The organism is Bythopirellula polymerisocia, from assembly GCF_007860015.1.
Taxonomy (GTDB): domain Bacteria; phylum Planctomycetota; class Planctomycetia; order Pirellulales; family Lacipirellulaceae; genus Bythopirellula; species Bythopirellula polymerisocia.
In genome coordinates, this window is record NZ_SJPS01000003.1 from 802,497 (window position 1) to 818,070 (window position 15,574).

Annotated in this window: 8 protein-coding genes and 2 rRNA genes; 1 reads left to right on the forward strand and 9 read right to left on the reverse strand. The window is 51.8% G+C overall.

Features of this window, described 5'->3' with window-relative positions:
* Positions 1-351: 351 nt before the first annotated feature.
* The 8 genes from Pla144_RS12750 to Pla144_RS12785 all read right to left on the reverse strand — a co-directional run bounded on the left by Pla144_RS12750 (position 352) and on the right by Pla144_RS12785 (position 12,742).
* Positions 352-1,371 (reverse strand): formylglycine-generating enzyme family protein, encoded by a 1,020-nt coding sequence (locus Pla144_RS12750; protein WP_197530648.1) that lies wholly within the window; start codon positions 1,369-1,371, stop codon positions 352-354.
* A gap of 262 nt (positions 1,372-1,633) precedes the next feature.
* Positions 1,634-1,742, reverse strand: a 5S ribosomal RNA gene (rrf, locus tag Pla144_RS12755).
* 207 nt (positions 1,743-1,949) lie between these two features.
* A 23S ribosomal RNA gene (locus tag Pla144_RS12760) occupies positions 1,950-4,881 on the reverse strand.
* Positions 4,882-5,563: 682 nt separating this feature from the next.
* Complete coding sequence (locus tag Pla144_RS12765) at positions 5,564-6,025, reverse strand: hypothetical protein (RefSeq protein ID WP_146451045.1); 462 nt, start codon at positions 6,023-6,025, stop codon at positions 5,564-5,566.
* Positions 6,026-6,161: 136 nt separating this feature from the next.
* The gene (locus Pla144_RS12770; RefSeq protein WP_146451046.1) at positions 6,162-7,616 is read right to left on the reverse strand and encodes a diguanylate cyclase domain-containing protein; all 1,455 of its coding nucleotides are present in this window, start codon (positions 7,614-7,616) and stop codon (positions 6,162-6,164) included.
* 257 nt (positions 7,617-7,873) lie between these two features.
* Entirely contained in the window at positions 7,874-8,911 is a 1,038-nt protein-coding gene (locus tag Pla144_RS12775) for a hypothetical protein (RefSeq protein ID WP_146451047.1), read from the reverse strand.
* 342 nt (positions 8,912-9,253) lie between these two features.
* Positions 9,254-10,981: a hypothetical protein gene (locus tag Pla144_RS12780; protein WP_146451048.1), complete on the reverse strand. Its 1,728-nt coding sequence runs from the start codon at positions 10,979-10,981 to the stop codon at positions 9,254-9,256.
* 186 nt (positions 10,982-11,167) lie between these two features.
* Positions 11,168-12,742, reverse strand: coding sequence for a S10 family peptidase (locus tag Pla144_RS12785; protein ID WP_231936328.1), 1,575 nt, complete (start codon positions 12,740-12,742; stop codon positions 11,168-11,170).
* Positions 12,743-14,155: 1,413 nt separating this feature from the next.
* Here Pla144_RS12785 and Pla144_RS12790 point away from each other — a divergent pair.
* Complete coding sequence (locus Pla144_RS12790; protein WP_146451049.1) at positions 14,156-14,812, forward strand: hypothetical protein; 657 nt, start codon at positions 14,156-14,158, stop codon at positions 14,810-14,812.
* A gap of 301 nt (positions 14,813-15,113) precedes the next feature.
* On the opposite strand, the gene Pla144_RS12795 is transcribed toward Pla144_RS12790, so the two are convergent.
* Complete coding sequence (locus tag Pla144_RS12795) at positions 15,114-15,506, reverse strand: DUF488 domain-containing protein (RefSeq protein WP_146451050.1); 393 nt, start codon at positions 15,504-15,506, stop codon at positions 15,114-15,116.
* Positions 15,507-15,574: the final 68 nt, after the last annotated feature.

Here is a 15,574-nt window from a genome sequence, read left to right on the forward strand (position 1 = left end):
GGAAGTATGTTTCTTCAGTGTTCAATTTCCAAAGATCGGCGCAGCACAACCACCCGAAATACCGAGAGATAGGACCGCGATCCTCATTTTCAAAAATCGAGTGGCCACATTCTACCATGATTTTTGGGCCAACGATTCTCCCCCGGTGTGGAGGTATCCGGCCTGGTGCTCAGAGACATCGAGCGACTCCTATCCAGGGAGCAAGTGACGGTGGCCTGCTATTGAAAATCTGCTCCATGTGATGATGTAAGTCGTTACTTTGGCTAGTGTTGCCTCGCCTGAATAGACGAGTGCCCCCAATCTCTGCCCGGTAGAGCAGCCAAGCTACAAGAGGCTCGTAAATCTACTATGTTACTCCAGGCTGTGGGGTCCCAGTCTTCCCCTAGGCAAAAACCCTGCCAGAATTAAAGCCCCAATCAAAAATGTGCTTGGCTCAGGGATACTTGCTACTCGAAATCCACCCCTTGAACTTTCGATAGATGGAACACCGCCGTGGTCTCCGGTCGTAGATTTCAGTACTCTGTATACACTCGCCCAACTCCCTCCCCTCACATGGTGAACATTCGCGAAAAATCTAGTCTCAGTCCATTCCCATACGTTGCCACCCTGGTCAAACGTGCCGTAAGGGCTACTAGAAAGTTCGTATGCACCGACGTCAGTCATCGAATAACTAGAATCGCCGGTGGCGTACTTGTAGCCATTATAGTTTGCAGAAGTGCCGGTGTCGGCAGAGGGCAGGCTTGAGTAAGGTATGGTGTCCGTTGACATCGGATAGTCGTAATAAATGTCTCTTTGATCGTAGTAGGCAGCTTTATACCATTCATCGGTAGTCGGAATGAAGAATCTAGCGTTGGAGTTGCGCACCTCGCTTGCTCCGTCACTGATGGTATATACCCCATCTTCAGTGGTTCCTAGATCCTGCACACCGCTGGGTTGTCCGTTCTCAAGCCAGTTGACAAATCGCATAGCGTCAAAGTAAGAGATGTAAATAACTGGCTTATTAGCGTATGTGTAGTCAGAACCGTCCGCTCCGCCGGGCCCCTCGCCAACCGCAGCTGGTTTCACTGAATAGATGTAACTGCCGGGTGAGCCGCTCCGCGTGATCCCTCCAAGTGTGTCTTGCTCCATTGCAATGTTATACAGTTCGTTGTCATCAGTAGCTGCAACTGCGTTAAGGAATTCAACGTACTGGACGTTAGTCACCTCATGCTTGCTAAGACGGTAAGTGAAATCAACGGCACCATAGCCAGTTTCCGGGTCTGAAGAGTTGCCAGGATTGCCAACGATTGCCCATTCGAATGTCGTTGCCTGCAAGTTTGATACAGTTAAGAACAAGATTACAAAGACGCTGAAGTCTGCGGTAAACCTCACTATTCAAATCCTTTCAAAAAATTGCTTCCATTGGGAGTGTGGCGATTGGAACATATTGTTACTGCTACCTCTCCGACTACCCAGATCACTTTACTTTGAATCATTAACGTTGTTTTAAATGGGCAACCGTCGAAAAGGAGGGGTATTGGATGACCACCGCTTGATCCAAGGGTGCTATAAGACCAACAAAAAAAACCCCGCTCGGGACGGATCCCGGCGGGGTCTTGTTTCGCTAAGCCAACGAGCGGCTTAAGGAAATAAAAATTGGCGATACCTACTTTCGCGGGTACACCCACTATCATCGGCCCGGGGTGCTTAACTACTGTGTTCGGAATGGGAACAGGTGTGACCACCACGGTATGGTCGCCAAAAAAGTACGTGGCACTGGTAAGCACCACGCACTTAATGACTTTTTGGTGAAATATTGCAAGAGTGCTCTGAATGCGGAGTTTGGACTGCGGATTGCGGAATGTCCAAAGACAGATCGCAACACACGATTCGAAACTCACAACTCCTTCGCTCGATTGATTTGTTCAAGCACATTGCTTGAGCGGGAATCACAAGAGCGTTTGATAAATGTGGCCAAGCGTTCGTCCATTAGTACCGGTTAGCTGAATACATTACTGCACTTACACATCCGGCCTATCAACCTGATCGTCTTTCAGGGGACTCTCGGCTATTAGCCCACGAAACCTGATCTTGGAGCGGGCTTCACGCTTATATGCTTTCAGCGTTTATCCGTTCCGACCTTAGCTACCCTGCCGTGCCGCTAGCGCGACAACAGGAACACCAGAGGGTCGTCCTTCTAAATCCTCTCGTACTAAAGAAGAACCTCCTCAAGTTTCGTACGCCCACAGTAGATAGGGACCGACCTGTCTCTCGACGGTCTGAACCCAGCTCACGTACCACTTTCATTGGCGAACAGCCAAACCCTTGGGAGCTTCTCCACCCCCAGGATGTGATGAGCCGACATCGAGGTGCCAAACCGCTCCGCCGCTATGGACGCTCGGGAGCGATAAGCCTGTTATCCCCGGAGTACCTTTTATCTGTTGAGCGATGGCCCTTCCATACGGGACCACCGGATCACTAAGCCCTACTTTCGTACCTGCTCGACTGATGAGTCTCGCAGTTTAGCACACTTCTACCTTTACGCTCGATGCCTGATTGCCAACCAGGCTGAGTGTACCAATTGGGCTCCTCCGTTACTCTTTAGGAGGAGACCGCCCCAGTCAAACTGCCCAACTGACACTGTCCGTTGCCCGGTTTCACGGGAATCAACGTTAGAACTTATGCATTAAAAGGGTGGTATTTCACCAATGACTCCCTCCGATCTGGCGACCGGAGTTCAAAGTCTCCCACCTATCCTACACAGTCAATACACGAGCCCAATATCAGCCTACAGTAAAGGTTCACGGGGTCTTTCCGTCTAGCTGCGGGAACGTGGCATCTTCACCACGACTACAATTTCACCGGGTCACTGGTTGAGACAGTATTCCTCTCGTTACGCCTTTCATGCACGTCGGAACTTACCCGACAAGGAACTTCGCTACCTTAGGACCGTCATAGTTACGGCCGCCGTTTATTGGGGCTTCGGTCGTGAGCTTCACAATATAAATACTGCTAACCCTCTTCCTTAACCTACCAACACCGGGCAGGCGTCAGTCTCTATACATCCACTTGCGTGTTAGCAGAGACCTGTGTTTTTGATAAACAGTCGGAGGAATCGATTTACTGTGGCCCCGAGCAGCTTGCACCACCCAGGGCACCCCTTATTGCGAACGTACGGGGTCATTTTGCAGAGTTCCTTAACCAGTGTTCTCCCGAGCGCCTTAGACTACTCGTCTCGCCTACCTGTGTCAGTTTTAGTACGGTTATCGAAGCTTCAACCCTGAGAAGCTTTTCTTGGATATCCTGCCAATGACTTCGCGAACATAAATGCGCTCGGTCCCCCCGCTTGGTTTACGTAGACGGATTTACCTATCTACCACCTTGCGAGGATCCACGGACGTTTCTAATCGTACCGCTCACTTTTCGGATACCGTCCCTCCATCGGTCCACTTCGATAGCGCAGGAATATTGACCTGCTGTCCATCGGCTACGCCTTTCGGCCTCGCCTTAGGAACCGGCTAACCCTGGGCGGAATTACCTTCCCCAGGAAACCTTAGGCTTTCGGCGGGCAGGATTCTCACCTGCCTTATCGTTACTCATTCCGGCATAAGCACCTGTAGACCCCGACACGGCTCCTTACGGTACCGCTTGTATCTGGTCTACAGCGCTCTCCTACCAATCATTTCATCCGTAGAATCCATGATTCTACTGCTTCGGTGTAATACTTACTCCCGTTCATTATCGGCGCAGAATTGCTCGACCAGTAAGCTGTTACGCACTTTTTAAATGGTGGCTGCTTCTAAGCCAACATCCTGGCTGTCACTGCAATTCAACTTCCTTAGTGACTGAGTATTACTTCGGGACCTTAGCAGATAGTCTGGGTTGTTTCCCTCTCGACCGCGAAGCTTATCCCTCGCGGACTGACTCCTGATATAGTCGCAGTGGTATTCGGAGTTTGGTTCAGCAGGGTACCCCGGGAAGGGCCCCAAACCAAATCAGTATCTCTACCCCCACTGCGTAGTGGATCAAGGCTAGCCCTAAAGCTATTTCGGAGAGAACGAGCTATCTCCAGGTTTGATTAGACTTTCACTCCTCCCCACAAGTCATCCCCTCGGTTTTCAACCCAAGTGGGTTCGGTCCTCCAAGCGGTTTAACCCGCTCTTCAACCTGCTCATGGGTAGTTCACCTGGCTTCGCGTCTACCGCCCGCGACATATGTCGCCCTATTCAGACTTGGTTTCCCTGAGGCTTCGGCCCGGAAGGCCTTAACCAAGCCGCAAACGGTAACTCGCCGGATCATTATGCAAAAGGCACGCCGTCACCCATTGCCTCGAAAGGCCATAGGGCTCCGACCGCTTGTAAGCGTATGGTTTCAGGTTCACATTCCTCCCCTAAAAGGGGTTCTTCTCATCTTTCAGTCGCCATACTGAGTTCACTATCGGTCATCAGGGAGTATTTAGCCTTACGGGATGGTCCCCGTAGATTCAGTCGGAGTTTCACGTGATCCGACCTACTCAGGTACCCTTCGAGAGATCGCTCGCTTTCGTGTACGGGACTGTCACCCTCTACGGTTCCTCTTTCCAAAGGATTCTACTAGCAAGCAATTTTGTGACTCTCATTTGAAAGGCCCTACAACCCCGCAAGGGAAACCCTCGCGGTTTGGGCTGTTTCGCGTTCGCTCGCCGCTACTGACGAAATCGATTTTTCTTTCTACTCCTGTGGGTACTTAGATGTTTCAGTTCCCCACGTTCGCCACGTGTAGCTATGAATTCACTACACGCCAATTCGGGAATCCCGGGATCAACATTTGTTTGTCAACTCCCCCGAGCTTTTCGCAGACTTCCACGCCCTTCATCGCCTCCTGATGCCAAGACATCCCCCATACGCCCTTAATAGCTTGGCCACATTTATCTAACGCTCTTGTTGAACGGGGTCCAGAACGACCCTGCTCGCCTAGAAATCAAATAAATGGTGCTATTAAACCAGCCCGCATTCATTTCGCATGGGGTTTGCGTGCAAATGCACGCTTGTCTAAAGCGAAATGCTGTGCGTCTGGTTGAGTAACGCTCGATTGATTCTTGTAATCTAAAGAGCAAAGGAGATTCGATCTGACCCTTTTTAATGCCCGACCCCAACACACCCTCTGCAAGAGCATGGTTGTTGCCGAGCGGGCCTGAACGAATTTCAGATGCCACTCTTACAATATTAATTTCACCAAATTGTCAAAGAACTCGCGGCAGATCTCAGGCCCCCCAACAAGAAATCTTGCATGGAAACCATCAATCCGACCGTGGCCCTAACGGCCATCCTGCCTCCCCAACTTTGCCCGGCATGAACTGGGCTCCGCCAAGTGGGCAGGAGTCCCAGGAGCACCGCTCCAGGGACTCTCATCCACTTCAGGGGGAACTTCAAATCATAACAACTGCGACCAACCTGTCAAAGGGGTAATTCGCCACAAATTGTTTTCCCTCCCAAAGCTCAGAAGCTCAGGAGGAACGCGAATTCTAGAGATGTTCGGCAATTGTGCAAGGGGCAGGTAAACCCTTCTGGCGAGAATCTCAAAGGTTAGGTGGAATCGCGACCCCCTACCCTGTCTTTTCGCCAGAATTTGCCCCGTCGGAAGCCATTCTGTTCCGTTGGAACCAAGCACGAGCGCGAATGCACAGCCAGCCATTTGCCAGAACCAATAAGACATGCACCCCCAAATCAAACCAGAGGGTGACCGACTGAGGAAGGCTTAAGGAGCCAAATAGGAGGTCAAAGATCGAGTGAACTCCCATCATGAAACGCCCACCGGGCCCAGTCCACATGGAAGAGAGAGCGACGGTGGCACCTATGCAAAAAGCCCGTTCATCTCCCTCGCCAAAGAACAGGCCGGTGAAAAGTACGCTGGCTGCCACGATCCAGATCGCACCGATGACCAGCTGCGTCAAGGCCACAGGCAGCAGCGCTGCAACGCCACACAGCACTGCCACGGTTGTCATTACTGTGAATAGATTTCGCAAACTGAAATGGAGTCGGAGAGATGGACCTGAATTCTCAGCCACGATATTGGGTCTCCTGGACAGTGCGATGCTAAGCCCGCCTATATGGGGAGCCTTGCTAGCGTGGAGTCAAAGCAACGTCCATCCTAACATCACTGCCGAGAGCAATACCACCCAACCTCCAAACCAGTGAGTCGACTCAGCTCATCGCAAGGGTTTTTTGCGCAACCCCCAAACCTTCAGTCACCCGATCAATCATGATGTCGGAGGTATCAGTCGACGCGACATTTGTGACGGACTGTTTAAGTTGCAACGTGAGTTGCGTGGTACCCAAAGGAATTGGGCAGTTGGCCAAGGCGGTTCGTACTCGATTGCCAACAATCGTGGCCTCACGTTTCGAACTACCAGGTAACATGACGATAAACTCGCCTCGCTCAAGTCGGCCTAACAAGTCCATCTCACGGAGTCTTGTGCCAATGAACTGGCCCACGCTGTCCAATACGAGTTCCGTGACCGCGACACCGTAATCACGCTCCAGCGAACCAAAGCCGATCGTTTTCAGATACATGACCGAAAGGTCGGCTCCCGTGCGGTGGCTCTCAGAAATCCTTCTTTGAAGCTCCGTCGCAAATGCTGCTCGGTCTGGCAAGTCGGCGTGCTTGTGATCCATGGCAAAATTTCGATCGGCCGGAGATTTCTGATCCGTTTCGGGTGCACTAATCGGCAAACACGTTGTCCCATCATGCCAGTAACTGCGGTTGCGACCTGCACTCTTGGCACTGTAAATGGCTTCGTCAGAGCGGCGAATCGTGCTGGCAATATCGTCTTGTCGGCCTGTCTCGGCAACGCCGATGCTGGCTGTCACGTTGAGCGACTTTCCTTCAAAGTCGATCTTCATCGCCTCAAGTGCCAACCGGATCCGTTCGGCCGCGATGCTTGCCTGTTTGACTGTCGTATTCGGCATGACCAAAGCAAATTCTTCGCCGCCATAGCGGCAGGCAAGGTCAGAAGATTTGGCGCATTTCTTCAAAGTAGCGGCGACGTTTCGCAACACCTCATCTCCTGCCTGGTGTCCATGCGTGTCGTTGAATTTTTTGAAATGATCGACGTCGAAGAGCAGCAAACTCATCGGGCGGCCTTGATTGCGATATTCGTCCATCCCCTTTGCCAGCGCCTCGTCGAAGGCACCACGATTTGCCAGCTTGGTTAAGGAATCGGTCTTGGCTTGAGTCTGGGTAGTTTTCAGTTCTTCCGCTTGCGTTTTGATCTTGCTCTCGGCATCTTCCAAACGTGTTTGTAGTTTGTCGTTGGCCGACATGATTTGCCGCAAGGCCTCTGCAATAAGATCGCTGTGGTCCGAAGCATTCTTATCCAAGGATCCTAACTGAGCGGAAATGCCACTCACGAATTGACTGTGGGCACCAACGTCGGACGCCACGTTCGTGGTCAAGTCCTTTAATTGCTGGGCCGCCATCACATTGCGTTCTGCATCGAGCGGATCGATCACCGGAACGGCAGGCTGCAGGGGGTTACCTGTTGAAGATCGATGGCTTGTAAAAAAGTAAGCTCCGATAAATCCCACGACAAAGGCAGTGAGCGCGAGCGAAGCATCCAACAAAACATAATTTAGCGATACACCTAGCGGCAACAACATAGTTCAATAAACTCCTGGCAATCAAATGTTGATAATCTTTGTAATCGCTTGAGCACTATCACCCTGATAGTGTTTGCTACACCCTAATCCATGCGAGGTGTTTACCTCGATGACAAAAAATAGGTTACTCAAAGCGGTAGGCAATAGCTTCTTGGAAGCCAAAGTCCCTTGCTTCTGAGACTCTAACCGTCAAAATCGCCGTGCGAAACGAAATACCAGGTGGGATTATGAGGATGCCAAGGATTTTGATCCTTTGTCTACCTGTATCGAGATATTTGCCTTAGTGGCCTGCACCTGAGTATTGATATTCCGCTCAAGAAGAGTAAAGGAATCGTACAGGGCTCTGGAACGGCTGCGAACGAACTATTGGATGTCGTCTTCCGGCCATAGTTGGTCTGCCAGAGCCACAAGTCATAATCGTCCACTTCCAGGCTTCCATCCGCATCCTCCAGCAAGCCAACGCCTGTGTTGCCTACGGAACGCTGCCAACGCAGAAAATCGCGGCCGTCGATATTGCCGTCGTCATCGATGTCGCCAAGCAATCCCAGGAGTTTGTCAGGAACCTGCCAACCGAGATCTGCCAAAGCAGCGTAGTCCAGAGGCGTAAGAACTCTGCGGCGACCCAATACGAGTGAAGCGGTCAACGCAGACAAAGGGGGATCAGCATAAGGGGGGCTCGTTGTTCCGCTGGCCCAGTGATTGCCATCAGCGGCCAAAGACACCGTCGACTGTGCTAACTGAATCGTGGCAGCACCCTGAAATTGACCGCTAGAGTTCAGATTGTCGAAGGAAGGCGCCGTGCCGAATCCAAAGGCATGCGACAGCTCATGAAACGCAATCGTCAGAAAATCAATCTCCCCCGGAGCGGGCAATGTATCAACGTCGAAATGCCAGTTCCGGGGAGCGCCATTGTCCAGCGTGTCAAACGCGATTGAACCTCCCCAGGGAGTAAAGTCGTTCGCAGTTGGTCCGGTGACAACTCCTGAACCGCGGTTAAGTGTAAAGGCTGGTGTCTTACCAGGGCCTGCTTCGCCCACTTGATTTCCGGGCATGTCGTAGCCGCCTGCATAGAGAATGAGCGTGTTCGCAGGAACCGACAGATTCTGGAGCTGAATTGTCTCTATCCCATTATCAGGATTTTCAAATGTTGCAGTCCATCCCGGAGTGGAGGGAATTGCAAGCAATGTATCGGAAAATGGTTCGAACGCCCTTGTGGCAAATCGGAGGGCATCGAGAGCCTCGGGATGGTCAAAGAAGAAATCGCCTGCTTCGCACGTGCCACCATGATCACACATTCGCCGAATTTCGATTGTGATGCCGTGCAATGAGATCGTAGAAGACCATACCAACACAATCATGGCGCACCAAAGCGCAGGTCTCAGCCACGTCGAAGCGGAGTTGGAGCGCGAGAACCGAAAAAGTGTGCCTGGGTGAACCATCGACTTTACTGAGGGCTGTTCCGAAATGTCGAACGAAGCGACTGAGACTCTATTCTAATCGGCACCTACGGATTGGTCGAATAGCTTAATCAGCCTGTTGGACGTAGACTATGCACCAGGTCCTCTAGAATTTCGACAGCTTTGTCACCGCCATGCCCAGGCTGCCAGGCCGGCTGGTAGGGTTAAAGAGGTTAAATACTACTTTTCTTCTACCTCAGTGCAGCAAGCTTCCCCATCTTGTTTAAGCGCATCAGGATGACAATAGCAGCTCGCAACCGGGGACACGTCCGCATGCTTCCATGCCTCCTTGACCTTTGCCTCAAGCGACTCGGCTTCCTCGAGTTCTCCTTGCTCATGGAGGGCTTGCTGAAGTCCTAGCAGAGACCAGGAATTATTGGGGTGACGCTCAAGGTCGGCTCGATAAACCTCCTCGGCCTCGGCGAGATGTTCTTCGGCCAACAGCAGTGCACCCAAGGCGTGTCGGACAGGCTGCATCCAGCCTGGTGGCTCATCGTAGCTGAGGGCTTCTTCCATCTCGACTGCTTCCCGCAACAACGTGAAAGCCTGCTCGTGATCCCCCTTGCGATAGGCCAGTTCCCCAGCAGCCATCTTGCGGGCGACGGCAAGAACTTCCTGGGCCGAGTTGTTGCCCATTTCCCACTCGTCGGTTATGTCGGCGGCAACCTGATCGAGCAGCTCGATTTCTTGCTGTGCCTCTAAAGTTTTCCCAAGTGCTGAGTACGCTACACTTCGCGCGAAATGCCGCTCGGCACGACTGAACAGTCGCCACTCGGGTGGTTCAGGCTCAGCGAGGATATCGTTCCATTTGCCAAAGCGGATCATCACATGCAACGGAGTCGTCATGAAACCATCCGCCAGAGTGACGTATTCCCGCAAAAATTCTGGCGGCACATCCTTTTCAATCTTTCGCGCCGCGTCCATCGCTATCTCGTAACGTCCCTCCATCATCGCAGCATAGGCCAGGAAATGGATGTTGTGCAGAAAGTAGATACTGTAGAAATCGGGCGGCGGAGCTAGTGAGAAATACCTTTCGTCAGCGCTAATGGCCCGCTCGTTCGCTGCGGTCGCATCTGCGTACCGACCCGTTCGTATAAATATGTGCGACGGCATGTGGACCAGATGCCCCGACCCAGGCACTAATGCCTTCAGGCGCTCCGCTGAAGGGAGTCCCTTCTCGGGCCAAGGAGAAGCCTCGATCGCATGAATAAAGAAGTGGTTCGCACCAGGATGATGCGGCGACTTGGCCAAAGTTCTTTCTAGCACAGCCAGGATCTCTAAAGTGCGTCCCTTTGGTACTTCGTCGGCGGTCCACAGGTCCCACGGTTGTAGATTCATCAGCGACTCGGCAAACAAGGCGCCGACGTCAGGATCGTCAGGAAACTGATGCCACACGAGCTCCATGGCGTCGGCATAGTGCTGGTCGAGTGGCTGACGATCTTCTGGCACTGGCCAGGCATACCGCTTCTCAACTGCTCGCACCAAGGCCTGCTCAACCGGCGTCTCAGTATCGAGCGCAGCAACGGCTTTTTGTGCTGCTTCGTAGGCCAACCGACTCTGCTCCTCACCCATTTCTGGGTTGTTAATGTGAAGGCCCCGTGCATAGGCGGATCCCCACCAAGCCATCGCACATGAAGGATCAAGTTCGGCAGCTTTTTCGAAGGAACGAATTGCCTCGTCGTGGTTGAATCCATAGAGTAGTTGAATCCCTTGATCGAACCACCGCTGAGCCTCTTCGGAGTTGGTCGTAATCTTGCGGTTGTAGCCGGTGAAACCTTGGTAGAGGTTTGAGCCTACTTGGGCCTCGTCTTCAGAAGCCGGTGCCTCTTGGGAATCGGTCGTAGCATGGGCAAAAGCCAATGGTATCAATGCCAGCAAGAAGATACCGGAGAACAAACATCGACACATGGATCGCTCCTTTCTAAAACATTTCTGCAAGACCGCTGCGATTCCCGCAGTATAAACTTTGATCAAAATTCTTGCGAGCCAGCCAAGGAATCGGCTGTTCACTAGAGGACAGGACATCTAGCCATAGGCTCGCGCATTTTTGGGGCCAAACCACTTGCGCAGGACGACTCCTATATCGAAATACAACTACTTGTCTTTACTAGGACTGAGTGCGGATTTGTAAAACTCCGCGAGGTCGCTGCGTAATTTTTTTGCCGAAGGCTCGTGCACATACATCATGTGGCCTCCTTCGTAGTAGCCGAAGGCCAGGTTTTTCTGTAGTTCGACGGGCAATCGCATGTGATCGACACTATATTCAACCGTCTCCACGGGCGTTGCCAGGTCGTAGTATCCGCAGGCGAAAAAGACTTTCATCCGCGGATTGGCAGCCATCACCTGTCGCAGCGGAACGGAACCATCGGGCGAGTCTCCCATGCCAGCCCCTGCGAAAGGCCAAGGCTGGACGTTGCCTGTAAGAATCTCATACACGCGTTCGTCGTCGAACTTCAAGTCGTTGCGCAGATAATCGTTAATAGTGACTGCAAAGGGACCGAAAAGCTTTGCACCACTGGGATCGAAGTCGGGGGTTTCACCGGCATTATCGCTGTCGATACCGGTGTATCGGCTGTCGTAGCGTCCGATTGTTTGGCTCCGTCCGCGCAGAAGTTCTTTGGCAAATCGTTGCATAGAAATTCTCAAATTGGCTGACTCGACGAATTCACGTGACAGCCCTGTGTAGCGCGAAAGCTTTTCGGAAACGGCTTTGTGCTCCGCTGATCCTAATGAATGCCCTTTCAACAGAGCCAATGCATATTCGCTGGTCGCAAACTCAGTTGCCTGGCGAACGACTTCATCCAACGGCAACGCTTGAAGGTCCCCTGGCAATGCTCCGTGATACCAAGCCGTCGCCGCATAGGTTGGAACGAACAGAAAGTAAGGCAAGTCGTTGCCAGGCTCGAAATCAAGAGTCAAAAAGTTCAACGCAGGCGAGATCATCACGATACCTGAGAGTGGCACGCGGTAGCGATTGAAGAGGTGATTGGCCAACCCAGCCGAGCGAAGTCCGCCGTAGCTCTCCCCCAACAAAAACTTCTCCGAACGCCATCGGTTATTCTTACTGAGATACTCATGGATAAACTGACCGACACTGCGAATATCCTGCGAATAGCCGTGAAATTGGCCTTTGTCTTCTCCTTTAACTGGGCGGCTGTAGCCGGTGCTGACCGGATCAATGAACACCAGATCGGTGATGTCTAACAAGGAATGGGGATTCGAAGTCAGTGTATATGGAGGATCGAGAACAGAACCATCATCTGGTATTTCAATCCGTTTTGGACCAAGTATCCCGAGGTGCAACCACACCGACGACGAACCTGGACCCCCGTTGAAGGCAAAAGTGATTGGCCGTTTACCAAGGTCGTTCACCCCATCTTTGGTGTAGGCAACGAAAAAGATGTGTGCTTTAGGCTTTCCCTCGTCGTCCTTCATGACCAACTTGCCAGCCGTGGCGGTGTATTTGATTTCCTTGCCATCGATGGTAGTTGTGTGCTGAGTACTGACGAGTTTATCCTTGTCTTTGTCCTTGTCCTCGGTTTCGTCACTCGTGGATTTCTCTGACTTACTCTTATTCTTTTGATCGTCCGCAGACACCGGCCCCGCCAAAAGCAAGACCATCGAGAATAGGAAAAATACAAAACTTATAGCGCGAGCACTTGATTTCATCGGTGACACTCTCGGGGAAGAAATACAGTGGAAGATGGCGTATTGCAGGTTGCCATTCAGAGGGGGAGATCAATATCCAGGGCAGAAATACGCCTTGCCTATTTTCCCCAGCTTACTCATGCATGGATGTAGTGTCTACCACTAGTGAAGCCACGAAACCCAGCGCGGCCTGTGGCCGCAACCAAAATCAAAGCCAGTATTGAACATGAGGAACCGGAGATAACTGAGTGAAAATAGGGATTGTTGAGAGGAACACTAATCTTCGCTGATTTCATTAGTGCAAATTAGTGATAATCAGTGCTCCCAAATCTTATTCTCTTCTCCGTTATCTCTGTGAACTCCTGTTCCAATAATTTTCGCAGGCTACGAAAACTTGAATCGTTAGTATCACAATGGAAACCCAACCCAACATCTTCCTCTCAGCCCTTCTTTCAGTCGCGTGCAAGTCTAGGCTCATCTGGATTAAGCGTACGTTTGTAATCGTTGAAGCTTGATCCCGACAAGAAGTGGATGCCACGGGCGAAAAGCACAAAGTTAGGTGGAGGGTGCCGGTAATTGTGTTGACTCCAGCCCTCTGCTGCTCTGGCAATTTCCCGCGACAATGGGACGGTTACTCTGGGACGTAATCGAGAAAATCTTGCGGTCAGCGCGCACTCGTAGAATGCCGCGGCACTTAACATTCATTGTCCAATTAAGGCAAAACAGTGGTTGGCTACGACACGTCGGCGTGCCGAACCGAGGTACTTAGCAGGAGCTGCCGTAAGTGGCGGCGGTCGATACAACCTCTCGGTACTTTGCGGAAGGCAGTTTGAGTGAGCAGATGTGGCCGCCGCCACTGGTTACGATTGGTTAGAAAGTGGTCATTCTGATGTCAGCAGTTGTGACCGCAGAGAGACCGCTGGCAGGTGTCGCTAGCTCAGCAAAAGAGAGTTTCGCCAAACTTGGGGTACTGTAGACAATTCTATTCCTCTCCTACCACAGCCTCTTTTTGAAAGTGCTTTGAGCCATCTGTAGCAACAACCAAGACACCGTTATCCCAAGGAGCAACCGGACGCTGATTTGCCATGCGAATATGATTGCAACTGGTATGTAAAGCAACAGCAGAGTCTTTATGCTGAATTTCACGGGCTACATTAATCGCTCCAGGAGTTCAAGAATCGTCCATTGCTTATCAGCCAACCCGCTACCCGTTGCCGGGGTCAGTTTGATTATCTCATGCTTGCGGCAGAAATTATAGAAGCATAAATAAAGCCGCCGGACTTTGCGGGTGGGGCGAAACTGCTCAGGATGATGAAGCTGAGGCAGGTTCGGGAATCCAGTTTCCGGCGGAGATTTGATTAGGAATCTAATGAAGCGGAGTGTACAATTGGGCAGGGATCTGCAACCGCATTCATATCTCTTGAGAACGCCACTATGCATTGGTGTAGCCGCCTAACCCTGCTAGCAATAGTAAGCTTATTCGTTCCGGTCGGCCAGGCGTCCCAAACGGCGATTGGATCCGTCACTATCGATTCCGTTTTGCTGGAGAGCGAGGCGACCTCAGGCGGAAAATCTGATTCCTTCTCGGAGACCGAATTTGGTTTTTACAACGCCATCAGTACGTTTAACATCGGCCTTGCGGAGGACTACCTCGCGTCGGGCGTCGTGCAAGCTGAGTTTACTCATGCCGGTCTGAGCCAGGAACTGTATGTGCAACTTGACGCACTCGCGTCCGCAGTTGGAACTTTGACCTCTAGCGTTACTGCGTCCGCGATGATCGATTTCACGACAAACACTGAGCACATATTGTCCATTTTGGACCCGCCAATAGGCGTGTTCCTTAGTCGCATCTCGGATGCCGCCCCCTTGGAACTTATCGATGAGTGGCTACTGCCAGCCGGAAGTTACAGGCTATCCACGAGTGTAAATGCCTTCGCGTCAGGTACTGATAGCGAAATCATCGATGCTGCGTTTGCATCTATCACATTTCGTGCAGTCCCGGAGCCCGCCTCAGGGGCCTTGATGATGACTTTCAGCGTGATTGTCCTACATCATCATTGTCGCCGACGCTCGACAAACAATCTCACGTAAATTCAATCGAAAACTTTACCCACCCGGATCACTGGATGAACTTCTCAGAGCGGGAGATATCCCTAACTTCCACACGAAGACTAGTTAGCGAACCTGCACCGGCGTGAAACTATGACGCAGGTTGTGAAGCTAGCCGTTTCCAGCGGCGGCGTTCCTAACCGCTGTACTTAGCCAGGGCTGCCGCTAGTAGCTGCAGTCGATGAAACCGAGAGGAGTCAGGAAGTTTGGGGAAAGCGGTTTGGCCCGTTATGCTTTACTCGACAACTCAGTCCCAAATTCTGAAGTAGCAAACATGGCGATGCTAAAGCGATGCAAGCAAAACCTCTCGCAACACGATGGCATGATTGCAGGCAGGATCTCGAGCGGCAAAGAGTAGTGTGACCCGGCGACTGTCGGCCAATTCGACGATTTTCGCAACGGTATTCTGTTTGTCCGCGAGTTCGGCAAGATACTTTTCGCGAAACTCGGTGAACTTTTCCGCCTTGTGGTTAAACCATTTCCGTAGCTCTGTCGACGGGGCCAATTCTTTCGCCCAAAGGTCGACGTGCGCGTCTTCCTTCTTCAATCCGCGTGGCCAGAGCCGATCTGCGAGTACGCGGAAGCCATCGTCGGCGTCCACGGCGTCGTACACACGTTTAGTCTCGTCAACGTTTATTTGTAGCGGTATCCGCAATGTCGGAGGTAGTTTCGGCATTCATGTTCGGTGAATAGATCGAGAACTCTTCCACAGAGTTCGGTTAGTTTTTCTATGGTACGTTGGGC